General features: G+C 66.6%; 17 protein-coding genes. 8 read left to right on the top strand and 9 right to left on the bottom strand.

What is annotated here, in order from left to right; genetic code table 11:
* Positions 1–288 precede the first annotated feature (288 nt).
* From QPK32_RS09705 to yacG, 4 genes are all read left to right on the top strand, one after another.
* The gene (locus QPK32_RS09705; protein ID WP_290412600.1) at positions 289–1,158 is read left to right on the top strand and encodes an A24 family peptidase; all 870 of its coding nucleotides are present in this window, start codon (positions 289–291) and stop codon (positions 1,156–1,158) included.
* A gap of 35 nt (positions 1,159–1,193) precedes the next feature.
* Entirely contained in the window at positions 1,194–1,859 is a 666-nt protein-coding gene (gene coaE / locus QPK32_RS09700; protein WP_290412599.1) for a dephospho-CoA kinase, read from the top strand.
* A gap of 73 nt (positions 1,860–1,932) precedes the next feature.
* On the top strand, positions 1,933–2,688 hold the full coding sequence (gene zapD, locus QPK32_RS09695; RefSeq protein ID WP_290412598.1) for a cell division protein ZapD: 756 nt from the start codon (positions 1,933–1,935) through the stop codon (positions 2,686–2,688).
* Between the two features lie 22 nt (positions 2,689–2,710).
* Positions 2,711–2,893 (top strand): DNA gyrase inhibitor YacG, encoded by a 183-nt coding sequence (yacG, locus tag QPK32_RS09690; RefSeq protein WP_290412597.1) that lies wholly within the window; start codon positions 2,711–2,713, stop codon positions 2,891–2,893.
* Positions 2,894–2,996: 103 nt separating this feature from the next.
* Here yacG and QPK32_RS09685 read toward each other — a convergent pair whose 3' ends face one another.
* Genes QPK32_RS09685 through argJ form a run of 3 tightly spaced genes read right to left on the bottom strand, consistent with a single transcriptional unit; the run spans position 2,997 to position 5,544 of the window.
* The gene (locus tag QPK32_RS09685) at positions 2,997–3,407 is read right to left on the bottom strand and encodes an NUDIX domain-containing protein (RefSeq protein ID WP_290412596.1); all 411 of its coding nucleotides are present in this window, start codon (positions 3,405–3,407) and stop codon (positions 2,997–2,999) included.
* Complete coding sequence (locus QPK32_RS09680; RefSeq protein ID WP_290412595.1) at positions 3,400–4,296, bottom strand: ATP-binding protein; 897 nt, start codon at positions 4,294–4,296, stop codon at positions 3,400–3,402. Before QPK32_RS09680 ends, QPK32_RS09685 begins: the two co-directional genes overlap by 8 nt.
* 9 nt (positions 4,297–4,305) lie before the next feature.
* A complete protein-coding gene (argJ, locus tag QPK32_RS09675) occupies positions 4,306–5,544 on the bottom strand; it encodes a bifunctional glutamate N-acetyltransferase/amino-acid acetyltransferase ArgJ (RefSeq protein ID WP_290412594.1) in 1,239 nt (412 codons plus the stop codon).
* Positions 5,545–5,686: 142 nt separating this feature from the next.
* Here argJ and QPK32_RS09670 point away from each other — a divergent pair, with 142 nt between their 5' ends.
* The 3 genes from QPK32_RS09670 to QPK32_RS09660 all read left to right on the top strand — a co-directional run bounded on the left by QPK32_RS09670 (position 5,687) and on the right by QPK32_RS09660 (position 9,478).
* Entirely contained in the window at positions 5,687–7,282 is a 1,596-nt protein-coding gene (locus tag QPK32_RS09670) for a DUF945 family protein (RefSeq protein ID WP_290412718.1), read from the top strand.
* Between the two features lie 41 nt (positions 7,283–7,323).
* Positions 7,324–8,382 (top strand): AI-2E family transporter, encoded by a 1,059-nt coding sequence (locus tag QPK32_RS09665; protein WP_290412593.1) that lies wholly within the window; start codon positions 7,324–7,326, stop codon positions 8,380–8,382.
* Between the two features lie 79 nt (positions 8,383–8,461).
* Positions 8,462–9,478 (top strand): MerR family transcriptional regulator, encoded by a 1,017-nt coding sequence (locus QPK32_RS09660; RefSeq protein ID WP_290412592.1) that lies wholly within the window; start codon positions 8,462–8,464, stop codon positions 9,476–9,478.
* A gap of 138 nt (positions 9,479–9,616) precedes the next feature.
* Here QPK32_RS09660 and secA read toward each other — a convergent pair whose 3' ends face one another.
* Positions 9,617–12,400 carry a preprotein translocase subunit SecA gene (gene secA / locus QPK32_RS09655; protein WP_290412591.1) on the bottom strand — a complete coding sequence of 928 codons (2,784 nt, stop codon included), beginning with the start codon at positions 12,398–12,400 and terminating at the stop codon, positions 9,617–9,619.
* A 357-nt stretch (positions 12,401–12,757) separates the two neighbouring features.
* Here secA and QPK32_RS09650 point away from each other — a divergent pair, with 357 nt between their 5' ends.
* The gene (locus QPK32_RS09650; RefSeq protein WP_290412590.1) at positions 12,758–13,264 is read left to right on the top strand and encodes a DciA family protein; all 507 of its coding nucleotides are present in this window, start codon (positions 12,758–12,760) and stop codon (positions 13,262–13,264) included.
* 156 nt (positions 13,265–13,420) lie between these two features.
* Here the strand turns inward: QPK32_RS09650 and lpxC are convergent, their stop codons facing one another.
* The 5 genes from lpxC to ftsZ all read right to left on the bottom strand — a co-directional run bounded on the left by lpxC (position 13,421) and on the right by ftsZ (position 17,777).
* Positions 13,421–14,356, bottom strand: a complete 936-nt coding sequence (lpxC, locus tag QPK32_RS09645; RefSeq protein ID WP_290412589.1) for a UDP-3-O-acyl-N-acetylglucosamine deacetylase — start codon at positions 14,354–14,356, stop codon at positions 13,421–13,423.
* 73 nt (positions 14,357–14,429) lie between these two features.
* The gene (locus QPK32_RS09640) at positions 14,430–15,272 is read right to left on the bottom strand and encodes a DMT family transporter (protein WP_290412717.1); all 843 of its coding nucleotides are present in this window, start codon (positions 15,270–15,272) and stop codon (positions 14,430–14,432) included.
* Between the two features lie 47 nt (positions 15,273–15,319).
* Positions 15,320–15,769 carry a GNAT family N-acetyltransferase gene (locus QPK32_RS09635; protein ID WP_290412588.1) on the bottom strand — a complete coding sequence of 150 codons (450 nt, stop codon included), beginning with the start codon at positions 15,767–15,769 and terminating at the stop codon, positions 15,320–15,322.
* A 66-nt stretch (positions 15,770–15,835) separates the two neighbouring features.
* On the bottom strand, positions 15,836–16,339 hold the full coding sequence (locus tag QPK32_RS09630) for a peroxiredoxin (RefSeq protein ID WP_290412587.1): 504 nt from the start codon (positions 16,337–16,339) through the stop codon (positions 15,836–15,838).
* Positions 16,340–16,586: 247 nt separating this feature from the next.
* Positions 16,587–17,777, bottom strand: a complete 1,191-nt coding sequence (gene ftsZ / locus QPK32_RS09625) for a cell division protein FtsZ (RefSeq protein WP_290412586.1) — start codon at positions 17,775–17,777, stop codon at positions 16,587–16,589.
* Positions 17,778–17,898 lie beyond the last annotated feature (121 nt).

The raw sequence follows: 17,898 nt of genomic DNA, 5'->3' as shown, positions 1-17,898 counted from the left end.
TTGATCGAAGGAAAGAATTTTCTTACTGAAAATAATTTCCTTTTGGAACCTTTGTATTGCAAACAACATATGAAGCAGCATAGGTTATCGTCGCGTCGCGTCAAATGACATGCCGGTACTTTTCGATTTTTTGCCTATTCCTGTCATACGCAATCAATCCCGGCCGAACCGCGGGCCGAACCTAAAATCCACGCCGCTGTCGTGCCGGCGCCGCGAAGAAGCCCGCAAACGGGGTGAATCCGCCTACAATAGGTTGATTCAGAGAATCACTCTTCATCCATTCATTCCATGCTCCTGGACGCCCTGCTCTTCGCCGCTCCCGCCACCCTGTCCGTCACCCTCGTCGCCGGCCTGCTGGGCCTGTTGATCGGCAGCTTCCTGAACGTGGTCGTGCACCGCCTGCCGATCATGGCGCAGCGCGAACTGGAGAACTACATTGCCCACGAGGCCGGCAAGGAATTGCCGCACCAGGACCGCTTCGACCTGATGGTGCCGCGCTCGCGCTGCCCCCATTGCGGCCACCAGATCGGCGCGCTGGAAAACATTCCCGTGATCAGCTGGCTGGTCCTGCGCGGCAAGTGCAAGGCGTGCAAGGCGCCGATCTCGGCCCGCTATCCGCTGGTGGAACTGGCGACGGGAGCCCTGTCGGCGCTGCTGGTCTGGCGCCTGGGCTCGGGCGCGATGGGGCTGGCGGCGCTGCCCTTCGCCTGGCTGCTGGTCGCCATGACGCTGATCGACTACGACACCAAGACGCTGCCGGACGACCTCACCTATCCGCTGCTGTGGCTGGGGCTGCTGGTCAACCTGGGCGGCACCTTCGTGCCCCTGCGCGACGCCGTGATCGGCGCGATGGCCGGCTACCTGGCGCTGTGGTCCGTGTACTGGCTGTTCAAGCTCGCCACGGGCAAGGAAGGCATGGGCTACGGCGATTTCAAGCTGCTGGCCGCGCTGGGCGCCTGGCTGGGCTGGGCGATGCTGCCCACGATCATCATCCTGTCCTCGGTGGTCGGGGCCGTGGTCGGCATCGGCCTGATCGTGTTCGCCAAGCGCGCGCGCGACAATCCGATCCCGTTCGGGCCGTATCTCGCGGCGGCTGGTATCATCGCACTCCTGTACGGATTACCGCTCACCCGCTACGCGCAGGGCCTGCTCGTCTGATCGTCGCGCGGTCCGGGCGCCGGCTCCAGGATCGCATGGACACACCAGACCAACACACGGCCGCGCCCGTTTCACGATTTTCCGTCGGCCTCACCGGCGGCATCGGCTGCGGCAAGACCACGGTGGCCGACCTGTTCGCCGCGCGCGGCGCCACGGTCATCGACACCGACCAGATCGCCCACTCCCTCACCGCCCCGCACGGCGCCGCCATGACCGCCCTGCTCGCCGAGTTCGGCCCTGAATTCGCCACGCCGGACGGTGCCCTCGACCGCGCCCGCATGCGCGCCCTCGTGTTTGCCGATCCCGGCGCCAGGCAGCGGCTGGAAGCGATCCTGCACCCGCGCATCCGCGAGGCGACGGCCGCCGCCGCCCTGGTCGCCACCGGTCCTTACACGATCTTCGTCGTGCCGCTGCTGATCGAGTCCGGCACCTGGCGCGAGCGGGTGGCGCGCATCCTGGCGATCGATTGTCCCGAAGAGCTGCAAGTGGCCCGCGTGATGGCCAGGAACGGCCTGTCGGAGGCCCAGGTGCGCGCCATCATGGCGGCCCAGGTCAGCCGCAGCGAGCGCCTGGCGGCGGCCGACGACGTGGTCCTCAACGATGACGGCCTGGACGCGCTGGCGCCCCAGGTGGACCTACTGCACGCCACGTATCTGGCGAAAGCGGCAAAATTGGCGGGTCGGGCGAACGAGCGTTTGTAATTTTTTGCATCATGGTTCAGAATGCGAAAAGTTGCTCGAAAGCCTGGTATCCCACATTCAAAGGAATGTCATTTTGATCGTCTATGAATACCCCTTCAACGAGCGCATTCGCACGTTGTTGCGGCTGGAGGACTTGTACGAGAAGTTCAAGTTCTTCGTGAAGCAGGAGCATCCCCTGCAGCACCATGTCGCGCTCGCGACGATCTTCGACATGCTGGAAGTGGCAGGCCGGGCCGACCTCAAGTCCGACCTGCTGCAGGAACTGGAGCGCCAGAAGCAAAGCCTGCTGGCCTACCGCAGCAACCCGGCCGTTGCCGCCGAGACCCTCGACGCCGTGCTGGCCGAACTCGATGCCGTCAGCAAGGAACTCGTGACGGCCCAGGGCAAGACGGGCCAGAACGTGCGTGACAACGAATGGCTGATGAGCATCCGCGGCCGCACCGTCATGCCGGGCGGCGCCTGCGAATTCGACCTGCCCTCCTACCACGCCTGGCAGCGCCGCCCCGCCGAGCAGCGCCAGGCCGACATCCAGGGCTGGTTCGGCCCCCTGGCACCCGTCTGCGACGCGCTGTCGCTGGTGCTGCGCCTGCTGCGCAATTCCGGCACCCCTGTCGCCATGAAGGCCGCCTCCGGCAGCTACCAGCAAATGCTGCAGGGCAAGGTCTACCAGATGCTGCGCCTGTCCGTGGACGAGGCCAGCGGCGCGATCCCCGAGATCTCCGCCAATAAATACATGCTGTGGGTGCGCTTCACGACCCAGGGCGGCGACCTGAAGCCGAAGCCCCTGGAAGAAGACGTGCCCTTCGAGCTCACCCTCTGCAATTTCTGATTCAAGGTTCTAGAAACACATCATGACCGTCGTATCCTGCCCTACCTGCGGCAAGAAGGTCGAATGGACGGAGGCGAACACCTTCCGCCCCTTCTGTTCCGAACGCTGCAAGCAAATCGACCTGGGCGCCTGGGCCGAAGAAAAGTACACGATTCCCGGTGCGCCGCCTGGGGACGGGCACGACGAGCAGGTAGACAAGGAATAGTCACCGCCTGAACGGCCGTCGCCCCTGCGCAGGCAGGGGCCCAATGTTGCAAGCGCAGCCGCAACGCAACGAACTTGGGCCCCTGCCTGCGCAGGGGCGACGGTCATTCGGCGTAACGGACCCGGTCCAGCCACTCCAGCAGCGGAATCGTCGCCGGCAGCAGCGGACTGACCGCATACGCTCCCTGCCAGGCGAACGCCTGCCCTTCCAGGCTCTGCGGCTCGCCTTCCCACTCACGGCTGATGTAGAAATACAGGCGTACGTGCGCGTGTTCGTACACGTGCTCGACGCAGCACCACGGTTCGGCACTGAGCACCTTCACGCCCAGTTCCTCGACGAACTCGCGCTGCAGCGCGTGGAAGATGTCCTCGCCCGGCTCGACCTTCCCGCCCGGGAATTCCCAGTAGCCCGCATAGGGCTTGCCGTCCGGGCGCTGGCCCAGCAGCACGTCGCCGTTCGGGCGCATCAGGACGCCGACGGCGACGTCGATGGGTTTCTTCGCCGCCTCAGGCATTGCTCTCTCCCGTCGCCGGCAGCTTGCCCGCGTAATCCTTGGCGAACTGCCAGGCCACGCGGCCCGAGCGCGAGCCGCGGCCCAGCGCCCAGCGCAGCGCGTCGGCGCGCGCCGCCTCGATCTGCTCCTGCGTGCAGCCGAAGCTGGCCAGCCAGTGGCCGACGATGTCCAGGTAGTCGTCCTGCTTGAACGGATAGAACGACAGCCACAGGCCGAAGCGCTCGGACAGCGAGATTTTTTCCTCGACCGTCTCCCCTGGATGCAGGTCGCCGTCATCGCCATGTTTGTAGCCGGCGTTGTCCGACATCTTTTCCGGCATCAGGTGACGGCGGTTCGAGGTCGCGTAGATCAGGACGTTGTCCGACTGCGCCGCGATGCTGCCGTCCAGCGCCACCTTCAGCGCCTTGTAGCCCGCCTCGCCTTCCTCGAAACTGAGGTCGTCGCAAAAGATCACGAAGCGCTCGGGACGGCCGGCGACGAGGTCGACGATGTCCGGCAGGTCGGCCAGGTCGGCCTTGTCCACCTCGATCAGGCGCAGGCCCTGCGCCGCGAACCCGTTCAGGCAGGCCTTGATCAGCGAGGACTTGCCCGTGCCGCGCGCCCCCGTCAGCAGCACGTTGTTGGCCGGGCGCCGCTCCACGAACTGGCGCGTGTTCTGCTCGATCTGCGCCTTCTGCGGGCCGATGTGCTGCAAATCGTCCAGGGCGATGCGCGAGGCGTGCGCCACGGCCTGCAGGTATTTCACGTTGGGGCTGCCCGCGCGGCGGCGCCAGCGGAAGGCGTAGCCGTGCTTGAAGTCCGGCTCGCGCGGCGCCGCCGGCGGCAGCAGCGCCTCCACCCGCGCCAGCAGCGCTTCCGCCCGGTGCAGGAAGTTGTCCAGCTGGTTCATCGCGCCGCCTCAGGAACGGTAGTCCGCGTTGATCGAGACGTAGTCGTGCGACAGGTCGCAGGTCCAGACGGTAGCGTCGGCGGCGCCGCGGTTCAGCAGCACGCGCACCACGATCTCGGCCTTCTTCATCACGCGCTGGCCGTCCTCTTCCTTGTAGTCGGGATTGCGGCCGCCGGCCTTGGCGACCAGCACGTCGTCCAGGTACAGGTCCAGCCTGGTCGTATCCAGGTCGTCGACGCCGGCATAGCCGATCGCGGCCAGGATGCGGCCCAGGTTCGGGTCGGACGCGAAGAACGCCGTCTTGACCAGCGGCGAGTGGGCGATCGCGTAGGCGATCTTGCGGCACTCCTCGCGGTCGCGGCCCTGCTCGACGGCGATGGTGATGAACTTGGTCGCGCCTTCGCCGTCGCGGATGATCTGCTGCGCCAGGTGGGTCGAGATGCCGGTGACGGCGTCGCGCAGCGCTTCGTAGTCCGGGCCCTCGGCCTTGTCGATGACGAGCGAGCCGGCGCCGGTCGCCATCACGATGAAGGAATCGTTGGTCGACGTGTCGCCGTCGATGGTGATGCAGTTGAACGAGCGGTCGGCGGCGTAGGTCACCAGCGCGTCCAGGACGGGCTGCGCGACCTTGGCGTCGATGGCCAGGTAGCCCAGCATGGTCGCCATGTTCGGCTTGATCATGCCGGCGCCCTTGCTGATGCCGGTCATGACGACCTGGTGGCCGCCGATGGTGGCGGTGACGGACGCCGCCTTCGGCTGGGTGTCGGTGGTCATGATCGACTCGGCCGCGTTGAACCAGTTATCGGCCTTCAGGTTGGCGATGGCCGCGGGCAGGCCGGCGACGATCTTCTGCAGGGGCAGCGGCTCCAGGATCACGCCGGTGGAGAACGGCAGTACCTGCTGCGCATCGATGCCGAGCAGGCGCGCCACTTCGGCGCAGGTGGCTTGCGCATTGGCCAGGCCCGGCTCGCCGGTGCCGGCATTGGCATTGCCCGTATTGACCACCAGCGCGCGGATCGGCTTGCCGCCCGCCCTGACGGCCGCCAGGTTGGCCTTGCTGACCTGGACCGGCGCGGCGCAGAAGCGGTTCCTGGTGAATACGCCGGCGACGGTCGCCCCTTCGGCGAGCTTCATCACCAGCACATCCTTGCGGTTCGGCTTCTTGATGCCGGCTTCGGCGTAACCGATTTCGATACCGGCGACGGGGGTCAGGTCGGCGGCGACGGGCAGGGGGGAATTGACGGCCATGGCGTTCTCTAGAGGGAAAGATTGTCGAATCCGTTATTGTACCGCCAGCCACCCTCCGCATGAATCGTGACATTTCCGGATACCTAGTTGATAATGAGAAACACATAAATAAAACACAACACCAGGGAATACCGTGAAACCGATGATCCTGCGTTGCGCCGCGGGTGCCGCCGCCGGCACCGCCCTGCTGGGCGCCCTGCTGTCACCGACGGCCGCACCCGCCGCCGACGCGGCACCGGCCGCCAAAAAACCGTCGCCGGCGACGAGCGCGCTGCAGGCGCTGCTGCGCGAACTGCAACGCCCCGAAGAGCGCAAGCTGCCCGCGACCGTGCAACTGGAACGCATCGCCACGCGCCAGCCATCCGGCGCGACCGCCGAGCGCCTGCGCGCGAGCTTCGGCACCGACCGCCTGTACACCTTGGAGCGCCAGCCGCCCCGTACCGGCCGCAGCGACTGGCGCCTGACGATCCCGGCGCTGCACCATGCGCCGGCCGAGGGCACGGCCTTCGACTGGACCGAGGGCCGCGTCGATTTCCAGTTCAACCCGGCCGGCACCACGGCCCGCGTGCGCGGCGCCCTGGACGCCTTCACGGCGCAGGACGCGACGGCCCGCTTCACGGCGCGCGGCATCCTGCTTGCCAGCGACCAGAAGCGCGGCAGCGACGCGCTCTGGTACGGCAAGGCCCATGTCGCCGTCGCCGCCGCGGAGGTGCTGGCCAAGGAACAGAACATGGGATTCGACATGGGCGGCGTGAGCGTGGACGTCGCCGTGACGGACAAGCGCAAGACCGCCGACGTCGCCTACGACCTGCGCATGGGTCGCCTCGCCGTCGCCGGCGAGCAGGTCGACGCGCTGCGCTTCGCCGTGCGCCTGGCGAACCTCGACAAGGCATCCCTGCTGGCATTGAGCGACGCCGAGGCGCGCAACACGGCCGGCATCGAGACGATGACGCCGGAGCAGCAGGCGGCCGCGCTCAAGCCGCTGATGCGCGGCCTGGGCAAGGCCGTGCTGGCGCGCGGCACGGCGGTCGAGATCGAGGAGATCAGCGCCGCGTACCACGGCGCCCGTGCCGTCATCAAGGGACGCGTCGCGCTCCAGGGCGCCACGGCGGCCGACCTCGACGATCCCAAGGCGCTGCTGGCCAGGCTGGTGGCACGCTTCGACGTGCGCGTCCCCGTCGCGCTGGTGCGCGAGATCGCCGGCACCGTGGCCGCGAAACAGGCGGCCCAGCAGGGCAAGCCAAACGATGCGCAATCGGTCGCCCAGCTGCGCCAGAGCATGACCGACGTCGTCGTCGGCAGGCTGCTCGGCGGCGGCTTCGCGCGCCTGGACGACGACGTGCTGGTATCGACGGTCGAATGGCGCAATGGCGAGCTGCGCGCGAACGGCAAGCCGGTGCCCCTGCCGGCGCCGTCGGCGCCGGTGGCGGCCAGCGTACGTGGCGCCGACGTCCTGCAGGCGCGCCGCCTCGACGGCAGCTGCACGATGCCCGACTATCCGGACGAGGTGGTCCGCCAGGACCTGGCGCTGGACGCGGTGTTCGGCTTCGTCGTGCGTGCCGACGGCAAGGTGGCCGCGCCGACCGTCGCCAAGCCGAGCGCCTTCCCCGACTACGACCGCAGCGTGCTGGCGGCCCTGGCCAAGTGCCGCTATGCGCCGGCCCTGCGCGGCGGCCGGCCGTTCGACCTGGCCACCACCTGGCGCCTCGTGCGCGCGCCGGGCACCCAGCGGCCGTGAAGCGGACGCGGTAACATGCGGCCATTCAAACGGAGCCATCGATGAAGGAAAACCAACGCGACGCGCTGAGCGCCTGCTTTTCGCTGGCCCTGGTGCTGGCCACCCTGTTCGTGACCCAGCGCTTCCTGCTGCCCCTGCTGTGGGCCGCGATCCTGTGCATCGCCACCTGGCCCTTGTACCGGCGCATGGTGTCCGTCACCGGCGGGCGCGAAGTGATTGCCGCGCTGCTCGCCACCGTGGTCGCCGCGCTCGTCTTCGTCACGCCGCTGGCGCTGGGCGTCGCCCAGGCCGCGCACCAGGCGCCGGCACTGGCCCAGTTCATCGCCAGCGCGAACACCGACGGCCTGGCGCCGCCCGACTGGGTGGCGCGCATTCCCTTCGCCGGCGCCGAGATCCAGGAATGGTGGCTCGCCACGCTGGGCCAGCCGCACGGCCTGGCGCACCTGCTGCACGGCAGTTCGGTCGCGCACCTGCAGTCGGCCAGCGAGGTGCTCAAGCGCACGGGCGCCGGCCTGCTGCACCGCCTGATCGACGTCGGCTTCGCCATCCTGTGCCTGTTCTTCTTCTACAAGGACGGCAATGCCCTGCAGCGCCAGGTGAACGCCATCGGCGCCCACCTGATCGGCGAGGTGCGCTGGACGCTGTACGCGCTCAAGGTACCGGTCGCCGTGCGCGCCACCGTCAACGGCCTGGTGCTGGTGGGCCTTGCCGAGGGCGTCCTGCTCGGCATCGGCTACCAGCTCGCGGGGGTGCCCTCCGCCGTGCTGTGGGCCGCCGCCACCGGCGTGCTGGCCATCATCCCCTTCGGCGCGCCGCTGGCCTTCGGCGCCGTCGCCCTGCTGCTGCTCGCCAAGGGCGCGACCGTCGCCGCCATCGCCATCGCGGCCTGGGGCGCCGTCATCCTGTTCGTGGCCGACCATGCCGTGCGTCCCGCGATGATCGGCAACGCCACCAAGCTCCCGTTCCTGGCCGTGCTGATCGGCATCCTGGGCGGCGTCGAGACGCTCGGCCTGATCGGCCTGTTCGTCGGCCCTGTCGTGATGACCTTGTTCGTCACGCTGTGGCACGAGGAACGGCACCTGCGCCATCCGCTGTCGTGACATCACCCCGAACTTTTTCTTGACCCTCACGCAACGTCAGGCCTGAAGCTGGTCGCACGCTGGAGAAAGGAGCCGACCGATGCTGACAGTAGGTGAACTCGCCGCCCGCGCGGGCCTCACGGTGCGCACGCTGCACCACTACGACAGCATCGGCCTGCTCCGGCCTCAAGCGCGTTCCGATGCCGGCTACCGGCTGTATGCCCGCGACGACGTGGCGCGCCTGCACCAGATCCAGGCCCTGCGCGCGTTCGGCATGCGCCTCGCCGACATCGGCCTTTACCTGGACAGCCCGGATGCCTCGCCGTTGGCGGTCGTCGAGCAGCAGCTGGCGGCGCTGGAGCGCAGGATCGCGGAGGCATCGCGCATGCGCGACGCGCTCTCCGACCTGCGCGGCCAGCTGGCCCGGGGCGAAGCGCCGGCCCTGTCCTCCTGGCTGACCACATTGCAGGAGATGAGCGTGTACGAACATTACTTTAGCAAGGAAGAACTGGACCAGTTGCCGCTGTACCGCGACGAAGACGTGAAGGCGCAGATGCGCACGCTGGTCGAGGAAGCGGCCGCGCTGCAGCGCGCCGGCACCGCGCCGGCCGCGGCCGAGGCCAAGGACTTCGCCCGGCGCTGGCTGGACGCGTTCGAACGGGGCAGCGGCAACCGCGCCTTCGCCGGCCGCATCAACGCCATGGCGGCGCGCGAGCCGGCCGCGATGCACGCGCAGTTCGGCATGGCGCCGGAACTGATGGGCTTCGTGACGGCCGCCATCTGGGAGCTGAAGGCCGAGGTCTGGGCGCGCCACCTGGGCGCGGGCGTCGTCGAGCGCATGCGCCGCCACTACGCGGGCCGCGGGCGCGAATGGAACGGCTTGTACGAGCGGGTGCGCGCGGCGATGCAGGCCGATCCGGCGGCCAGCGGCGTGACGGCGCGCGACCTCGCGCGCGCCTGGCTGGAACTATTCCACGACATGGTGGGCGACGACCCGCACACGGTGCAGGCCTTCCGCCACGCCAGCGCGACGGAGCCGCTGCTGCGCATGGGGACGGGGATCAGCGACGCGATGCTCGAGTGGCTGCGCAAGGCGATGTCGAAACCGGCAGCGTAGGACAGACGTAGGGTGGACAGCTCCGCTGTCCACGCGCCCAAGCAGCGCATGCTGAACGCGTGGACGGCGGAGCCGTCCACCATACCGCCAAAAGCAAAAGGGACCCGCAGGTCCCTTTTGCTTTTGGCGCAATGCCGGTCAAGCCAGCTTGCCGTGGCAAGCCTTGAACTTCTTGCCGCTGCCGCAAGGGCACGGGTCGTTGCGGCCGACCTTCACGCCCATATAGGTCGTGGCCGGGTCTTCCGACACGGCGGTGGCGCTCGGCGTGGCGGCCGTCGGCGCCAGCAGGTCTTCCGGCGCGGCCGACGGGTTGAAGTCGGCGTGCTGGTAGTTGACGTTTTCCAGGTGGGCGGCGGCGGCCTGCATCGCGGCTTCGGCCGCCTCGACTTCCTCGCGGGTCTGGATGCGCACGGTCATGATGGTGCGGATCACTTCGTTCTTGATCGCGTCCAGCATGGCCGAGAACAGCTCGAAGGCTTCGCGCTTGTACTCCTGCTTCGGGTTCTTCTGCGCGTAGCCGCGCAGGTGGATGCCCTGGCGCAGGTGGTCGAGCGCGGCCAGGTGCTCGCGCCACTGGGTGTCGATATTCTGCAGCATGACGTTGCGCTCGAAGCCGCCGAACGACTCCTTGCCGACGATGGCGACCTTGGCGTCGTACGACTCCTCGGCAGCGGCCAGCACGCGCTCCAGGATGTCGTCGTCGTTCAGGCTCGAATCCTCTTCGACCAGCTTGGTCAGCGGCACCTGCAGCGCCCATTCGGTGGCCAGCACGTTTTCCAGCGCCGGGATGTCCCACTGCTCCTCGACCGATTCGGCCGGCACGTAGGTACGCACCACGTCGGTGAACACGCCCGTGCGCAGCGAGGCGATCAGCTCGGAGATGTCGGCCGCTTCCAGCAGTTCGTTACGCTGGGTGTAGATCACCTTGCGCTGGTCGTTGGCGACGTCGTCGTATTCGAGCAGCTGCTTGCGGATGTCGAAGTTGCGGGCCTCGACCTTGCGCTGCGCCGATTCGATCGAGCGGGTCACGATGCCTGCCTCGATCGGTTCGCCTTCCGGCATCTTGAGGCGGTCCATGATCGCGCGCACGCGGTCGCCGGCGAAGATGCGCAGGAGCGGATCGTCCAGCGACAGGTAGAAGCGCGAGGAGCCCGGGTCGCCCTGGCGTCCCGAACGGCCGCGCAGCTGGTTGTCGACGCGGCGCGACTCGTGGCGCTCGGTGCCGATGATGTGCAGGCCGCCCTGCGCGACCACGTGGTCGTGCAGCGATTGCCATTCCGAGCGCAGCGTGGCGGCTTGCGCGGCCTTCTGCTCGTCGGACAGCGCGGCGTCGGCCTCGATGAACTGGATCTGCTTCTCGACGTTGCCGCCCAGGACGATGTCGGTACCGCGGCCCGCCATGTTGGTGGCGATGGTGATCATCTTCGGACGGCCGGCCTGCGCCACGATTTCCGCTTCGCGCGCGTGCTGCTTCGCGTTCAGCACGTTGTGCGGCAGGTTGGCCTTCTTGAGGATGCTCGACAGCAGTTCCGAGTTCTCGATCGAGGTAGTGCCCACCAGGACCGGCTGGCCGCGCTCGTAGCAGTCGCGGATGTCGTTGACCATCGCGCCGTATTTTTCCTCGGCCGACTTGTAGACCTGGTCCTGGCGGTCCTTGCGCTGGGACGGGCGGTTCGGCGGGACGACCACGGTCTCCAGGCCGTAGATCTCCTGGAATTCGTAGGCTTCGGTGTCGGCGGTACCGGTCATGCCGGACAGCTTGCCGTACATGCGGAAGTAGTTCTGGAAGGTGATCGAGGCCAGGGTCTGGTTCTCGTTCTGGATGCGCACGCCTTCCTTGGCTTCCACGGCCTGGTGCAGGCCGTCCGACCAGCGGCGGCCCGTCATCAGGCGGCCGGTGAATTCGTCGACGATGGTGACTTCGCCGTTCTGCACCACGTAGTGCTGGTCCTTGTGGTACAGCACGTGGGCGCGCAGCGCCGCGTACAGGTGGTGGATCAGCGTGATGTTGGCGGCGTCGTACAGCGACGCGCCTTCCGGCAGCAGGCCCATTTGGGTCAGGATGGCTTCGGCCTTCTCGTGGCCGGCCTCGGTCAGCAGCACGGTGTGCGCCTTCTCGTCCTTCGTGTAGTCGCCCGGAACCTCGATCTTGCCCTTGCCGTCCGGGGTTTCCTCGCCGATCTGCAGCGTCAGCATCGGCGGCACTTCGTTGATCTTGTGGTACAGGTCCGTGTGGTTCTCGGCCTGGCCGGAAATGATCAGCGGCGTACGCGCCTCGTCGATCAGGATCGAGTCCACCTCGTCGACCACGGCGAAGTTCAGGGTGCGCTGCACGCGTTCGCGCGCGTCGTACACCATGTTGTCGCGCAGGTAGTCGAAGCCGTATTCGTTGTTGGTGCCGTAGGTGATGTCGGAACCGTAGGCGGACTGCTTGGTCGCATGGTCCATCTGCGACAGGTTCACGCCCGTCGTGAGGCCGAGCCAGCCGTACAGGCGGCCCATCTGCTCGGCATCGCGCTGCGCCAGGTAATCGTTGACGGTCACGACGTGCACGCCCTTGCCGGACAGCGCATTCAGGTAGACGGGCAGCGTCGCCATCAGGGTCTTGCCCTCGCCCGTGCCCATCTCGGCGATCTTGCCGTAGTGGAGGACCATGCCGCCGATCAGCTGCACGTCGAAGTGGCGCATCTTCATGACGCGCTTGGCAGCCTCGCGGCAGACGGCGAAGGCTTCGACCAGGATGTCGTCGAGGCTGGCGCCGCCGGCCAGGCGCTGCTTGAATTCAGGGGTCTTTGCCTGCAGTTCGGCATCCGACAGCTGTTCCATCTGCGGCTCGAGCGCATTGATGGCCCGCACGTTCTTTTGATATTGCTTGATCAGCCGCTGGTTACGGCTGCCGAAAATCTTGGTCAGGAATGACATGCTGTGTTCTTCAAAAATACGCCGCTAAAAGAGCCAGGGATGATATCAAACGATACACATCGAAGACCGAGTTTGGCAAAAAGCCACCGATTTTATCATGGGCACTTCGAAAAACCTGCTGCGCGTTGCACTGGCGGCCTGCGATGCTCGCTGTACATCACGTACAGCTGCGCTTCTCGGCCACCATTGCTGCCGCTCGCGACGGTTTTTCGAAGGCCCTATTCGTCTGGGACACTTGGGGTTCGCACATCCGATCACAAGTGCACGCCGTCAAAAAATGTTATCAAATTGCATTCGCCTGCACATTTTTCGGTCATTCCCTTCCGGGGCCGCCGGCGCCTGTGGTATGTTCGGGCCATGCAGTCCTCTCCTCCCCAACGTCCTTTCCATATCTACGGCACGCGCGACCGCAAGACGGCGTTCGTGGCCACTGACTTCCTGCGCGCCAGCGACAGGCTCGCCGCGCTGCTGCCCAGCGCCATGCGGATGGGCAACCTGCAGCGTGATTGCCGCCTGATCCTGCCCCCCATGTACACGGCCTGCGAAGTGGTGTCGCTGCAGGAAGGCACGCTGACCCTCGCCGTGCCCTCCTCGGCCGTCGCGGCCAAGCTCAAGCAGCAAGTACCCAAGCTGCAGGCGGGGCTGCAAAAGAAAGGCTGGCAAGTGGAGGCGATCCGTATCCGGATCCGCATGGGCAGCACCGTGCCGGTGCGCGAGGCGGCCCAGCCGTCGTCGCTGAAGCTGCCGGAGAAGGCGGTCGATGCGTTCGCGGAATTGGGCGAGACGCTGGAAGAGAATGCCCAGAATGCGCCGCTGATCGCGGCGATCAGGCGGCTGGCGGAGAAGCGCAGGAAGCCGGGGTAAGCCGCTGTCGAAGTCGCGCCGCAGTAAATTACCGCATAATAAAAAAACGTCGTCCCCGCGCAGGCGGGGACCCAATTTGCACGCCGCGCGATAATGCGGGCAAAATTGGGTCCCTGCCTGCGCAGGGACGACGTTTTTATTGCAGTGGAATCGCGCTCAGGTCAGCGCCCACTCCCTTTCCATCTGCGCCCCGTACGACACGGGCGCGCGCGCCAGTTCCTCGAAGGTGACGATCTCGTAGGATTCCGGATGCGCCAGCAGTTCGCGCAGCAGCAGGTTGTTCAGGCCGTGGCCGGACTTGTGCGCCTCGTAGCTGGCCAGCAGCGGATTGCCGACCAGGTACAAATCGCCGATCGCATCGAGGATCTTGTGGCGCACGAATTCGTCGTCGTAGCGCAGTCCGTCCGCATTGAGGATGCGGTATTCGTCCATCACGATCGCGTTTTCCAGCGAGCCGCCGCGGGCCAGGCCCATGCCGCGCAGGCTTTCGACGTCCTGCATGAAGCCGAAGGTGCGCGCGCGCGCCACGTCGTGCACGTAGGAGACCTTGCCGAAATCGACGACCGCGCGCTGCGTGGTGCCGTCGACGGCCGGGTGGTTGAATTCGATGAAGAAATCGAGCTTGAAGCCGTCGTAGGGGGTCAGGCGCGCCCACTTCTCGTTGGCGCCGCTGCCCTGGCGGACTTCCACGGGCTTCAGCACGCGGATGAATTTCTTGGCCGCGGCCTGCTCCTGCACGCCGGCCTGCTGCAGCAGGAACACGAAGGACGACGCCGAGCCGTCCATGATCGGGATTTCCTCGGCGGTGACATCCACGTACAGGTTGTCGATGCCCAGGCCCGCGCAGGCCGACATCAGGTGCTCGACGGTCGAGACGCGCGCATCGCCGCGGGTGAGCACCGACGCCATGCGGGTATCGCCCACGATGTCGGCGTTCGACGGGAATTCGACCACGGGGTCGAGGTCGACGCGGCGGAACACGATGCCCGTGTCGACGGCCGCGGGACGCAGCGTCAGTTCGACCTTGGTCCCGGAGTGCAGGCCGACACCCGTCGTGCGCACCAGTTGCTTGATTGTTCGTTGTTTGAGCATGCGGCGATTATATCGTAGGGTTTCCGGGCTTGCCGGAGGCCATCTTGGTCCCGGTAGCCAGATTGCCACGATTTCATGGATGTTCCGATTCCGCGTGCACGGTTTCGTGGCGTATCAGGTACAGACCACTCCCGATGATGATCGCCGCGCCCAGCAAAGTGTATTCGTCCGGCAATGTTTTCCACAGCAGCCAGTCGATCGCCACGGCCCAGGCCAGCGCCGTGTACTCGAACGGCGCCACCACCGAGGCTTCGCCGTGGTTGAACGCTTCCGTGATCGCCAGCTGGGCGAAGAAGCCGCTGACGGCCAATGCGCCAAGCAGCGGCAGGTGCTCGATACGCACGTCGACCCAGGCGGGAGCCGCCAGCACGCCGGCGCCCGCCGACATCAGCAACATCAGCCAGAACACCATGTGTTCGCTGCGGTCGCTGCGCGCCAGGATGCGGCCACTGACCGCCGACACGGCATAGCCCACGGCTGCCATCAGCACGGCCAGCCCTGCCAGGCTCATGACGCCCTCCCCGGTCGGCCGCAGCACCACCAGCACGCCGCCCATGCCGACCGCGATGGCGATCCAGCGCCTTGCATCGACCGTCTCCTTCAACACGAACACGGACAAGGCGGTGATCAGGATCGGGCCGATGAAGAAGATCGAGTAGGCCTCGGCCAGCGACAGCGTGCGCACGCCGTAGGCGAACAGCGCCAGCATGGCGATGCCGATCGCGGAGCGCAGCAGGTGCAGCGACCAGCGGATGTTCAGGATCGCGCGGTGCGCGCCGCGCCACACCAGGTAGGCGCACACCAGCGGCAGCGAGGACAGCGAACGCAAGGCCGCCACCTGCATCGCCGGATAGTGGGCGGACAGCATCTTCATGCAGGTGTCCATCATCGCGAAGAACACCACCGCCGCCAGCATCGCGTAGATGCTGCGCAGGTTGCCGCTGATGCCGCCGCTCGCCGCTTTCAAAGGCGCTTCTCCATGAAGAGCGACAGCGGATCGGGCTTGTAGTCGCCGAACGGCGCGATGCGTTCGAAGCCGGTGCGCTCGTACAGGGAAATCGCCTCGGGCTGGTGGATGCCCGTTTCCAGGCGCAGCACCTGGATGCCGGACATGGCGGCGAACATCACGATATGCTCGAGCAGCTTGCGCCCCGTGCCCAGGCCGCGCCGCTGTTCGTCGACGAACATGCGCTTCAATTCGCCGTAGCCGCCGCGATTGACCAGCGCGGCGCAGCCGACCGCCTTGCCGTCGACGTCGCGTGCCACGAGGAACAGGACGTCGTCCCGCAGCAGGGCATCGACGTCCAGCAGGTGGTTGCTCTCGGCCGGATACAGGCTGGCGTGGTAGTCGTCCAGGCGTTCCAGCATGGACCGCACTTCGGGCTGGTCCGGGGTCTCGGTATTGATGATCATGGCTGTCCGGTGGCGCTGATGACGAAAAACGGCGCCGCGGCGCCGTTGCATGGGGTGCGGTCGAGTTTAACCGAGTTGTTCGAGCAGCTTCTCGGCCGTGGACACGTCCAGGCCCGCCGTCTCGACGTTCAGCTGTTTGACCACGCCGTCCCGCACCAGCATCGAGTAGCGCTTGCTGCGCACGCCCATGCCCTTGGGACCGAGGTCCTGCTCGAGGCCCAGGGCCTTCGTGAACGTGGCGCTGCCGTCGGCCATCATGCGCACGATGCCGGTCGCCTCCTGCTGGCGGCCCCACGCGCCCATCACGAACGCGTCGTTGACGGAGATGCACCAGATCTCGTCCACGCCCCTCGCCTTGAATTCGCCGGCCAGGCGGATGTAGCCCGGCAGGTGCTGGTTTGAGCAGGTCGGGGTGAAGGCGCCCGGCAGGCCGAGGATGGCGATGGTCTTGCCCTTCGCGAGGTCGGCGACCTGGAAGGTATTCGGACCGAGCGCGCAGCCTTCGGTCTCGACGTCGATGAATTCGTTCAGCGTGCCTTCAGGCAGGCGTTCGCCAATGGCGATGGTCATGATGGACTCCCGTGTTGTCGTTCCAAGAACCCGCAAGTATGCCTGATCCGCCGCAAACCGGGGTCAGAGCCGGGGTCAGAGCCCGATTTTTGGAAATTATTTCGAGGCAGTTGCCACAATCAGGGCTCTGACCCTGGCTCTGACCCCGGTTTGAGAAGGGATAAACGAAAGGCCGGTACCGCTTGCACGGTACCGGCCTCGCATCATGGTCGCCGGTGGTCAGCCGGCTGGAGTACGGTCTTGCTGGTCAGTCGGCTTGCTTGCGCAGGAACGCCGGGATGTCGTAGGTCTCGACGCCGTTGCGCTGCATTGCCTGCACCTGTTCCGATGCCTGCTCGCGGCGCCATACGGCCGGCTGCTTCAGGCCTTCGACGCCCGGGGCGATCTGGCCCATGCCGGTGGCCGGCACGTTGGTCGCGCCCATCACCGGGGCATTGTAGGTGCCGGTGCGCAGCACTTGCTGCGGCTGCACCAGCGAGATGCTGGCCTTGTTCTTGCCCAGGCCCGTCGCGACCACGGTCACGCGCAGCTCGTCGCCCATCGCGTCGTCGTAGGCGATGCCTTGCGCGATCGCGGCGTCCGGAGCGGCGAAGGCGCGCACGGCGGCCATGACTTCCTTGATCTCCTTGCCCTTCAGGCCGCGCGATGCGGTGACGTTCACCAGCACGCCGCGGGCGCCCGACAGGTCGATGCCGTCCAGCAGCGGCGAAGCCACGGCCTGCTCGGCGGCGATGCGCGCGCGGTCCACGCCGGCGGCGGTGGCGGTGCCCATCATGGCCTTGCCCTGCTCGCTCATGATGGTCTTGACGTCGTTGAAGTCGACGTTGATATGGCCCGGGACGTTGATGATCTCGGCGATACCGGCGACCGCGTTGTTCAGCACGTCGTCCGCGTACTTCATCCAGTCCAGCATCGAGTCGTCTTCGTAGATCTCTTCCAGCTTCTCGTTCAGGATGACGATCAGCGAGTCGACGTGCTTGCTCAGCTCCTCCAGGCCCAGCTCGGCCACGTCCATGCACTTCTGGCCTTCGTACGAGAACGGCTTGGACACGACGGCGACGGTCAGGGCGCCCATGGTCTTGGCCACTTCGGCCACGATCGGGGCGGCGCCGGTGCCGGTGCCGCCGCCCATGCCGGCGGCGATGAAGACCATGTGCGCGCCGCGCAGCGCATCCTCGATGCGCGAACGCGATTGCTCGGCCAGCTGGCGGCCGACTTCCGGACGCATGCCTGCGCCCAGGCCGGACTCGCCGATCTGGATGATGTTGTGGGCGCTGGAGGCAGTCAGCGCCTGGGCATCCGTGTTGGCGGCGATGAACTCGACGCCGGACATGCCCTTGTTGATCATATGCTGGACCGCATTGCCACCCGCGCCGCCAACGCCGACGACCTTGATGACCGTGCCCAGTGCTGCGTTATCGACCATATCGAACTCCATGATGAACTCCTAATTCAGTGACCGTTTCCAAGCCCCAGTGCTGGCGGGACGCCGTCAGCACTCGAGATTGGAAACGTGCCGACTATTTTAAAAATAATTGAGGACCGTACCAAGCAAAACC

The organism is Massilia sp. YIM B02763 (genome assembly GCF_030412015.1).
Taxonomy (GTDB): domain Bacteria; phylum Pseudomonadota; class Gammaproteobacteria; order Burkholderiales; family Burkholderiaceae_D; genus Telluria.
The sequence above is the reverse complement of the archived record's forward strand: the minus strand, read 5'-3'. Positions and strand labels throughout refer to the sequence as shown.

Bases quoted from the DNA above. Each gene is read 5' to 3' on its own strand.
- lpxC (WP_290412589.1), bottom strand. From the start codon at position 14,356: ATGCTCAAACAACGAACAATCAAGCAACTGGTGCGCACGACGGGTGTC.
- QPK32_RS09650 (WP_290412590.1), top strand. From the start codon at position 12,758: ATGCAGTCCTCTCCTCCCCAACGTCCTTTCCATATCTACGGCACGCGC.
- QPK32_RS09685 (WP_290412596.1), bottom strand. From the start codon at position 3,407: ATGCCTGAGGCGGCGAAGAAACCCATCGACGTCGCCGTCGGCGTCCTG.
- argJ (WP_290412594.1), bottom strand. From the start codon at position 5,544: ATGGCCGTCAATTCCCCCCTGCCCGTCGCCGCCGACCTGACCCCCGTC.
- QPK32_RS09630 (WP_290412587.1), bottom strand. From the start codon at position 16,339: ATGACCATCGCCATTGGCGAACGCCTGCCTGAAGGCACGCTGAACGAA.
- yacG (WP_290412597.1), top strand. From the start codon at position 2,711: ATGACCGTCGTATCCTGCCCTACCTGCGGCAAGAAGGTCGAATGGACG.
- QPK32_RS09640 (WP_290412717.1), bottom strand. From the start codon at position 15,272: ATGCTGGCGGCGGTGGTGTTCTTCGCGATGATGGACACCTGCATGAAG.
- coaE (WP_290412599.1), top strand. From the start codon at position 1,194: ATGGACACACCAGACCAACACACGGCCGCGCCCGTTTCACGATTTTCC.
- QPK32_RS09680 (WP_290412595.1), bottom strand. From the start codon at position 4,296: ATGAACCAGCTGGACAACTTCCTGCACCGGGCGGAAGCGCTGCTGGCG.
- QPK32_RS09665 (WP_290412593.1), top strand. From the start codon at position 7,324: ATGAAGGAAAACCAACGCGACGCGCTGAGCGCCTGCTTTTCGCTGGCC.
- ftsZ (WP_290412586.1), bottom strand. From the start codon at position 17,777: ATGGAGTTCGATATGGTCGATAACGCAGCACTGGGCACGGTCATCAAG.
- secA (WP_290412591.1), bottom strand. From the start codon at position 12,400: ATGTCATTCCTGACCAAGATTTTCGGCAGCCGTAACCAGCGGCTGATC.
- QPK32_RS09705 (WP_290412600.1), top strand. From the start codon at position 289: ATGCTCCTGGACGCCCTGCTCTTCGCCGCTCCCGCCACCCTGTCCGTC.
- QPK32_RS09635 (WP_290412588.1), bottom strand. From the start codon at position 15,769: ATGATCATCAATACCGAGACCCCGGACCAGCCCGAAGTGCGGTCCATG.
- QPK32_RS09670 (WP_290412718.1), top strand. From the start codon at position 5,687: ATGATCCTGCGTTGCGCCGCGGGTGCCGCCGCCGGCACCGCCCTGCTG.
- QPK32_RS09660 (WP_290412592.1), top strand. From the start codon at position 8,462: ATGCTGACAGTAGGTGAACTCGCCGCCCGCGCGGGCCTCACGGTGCGC.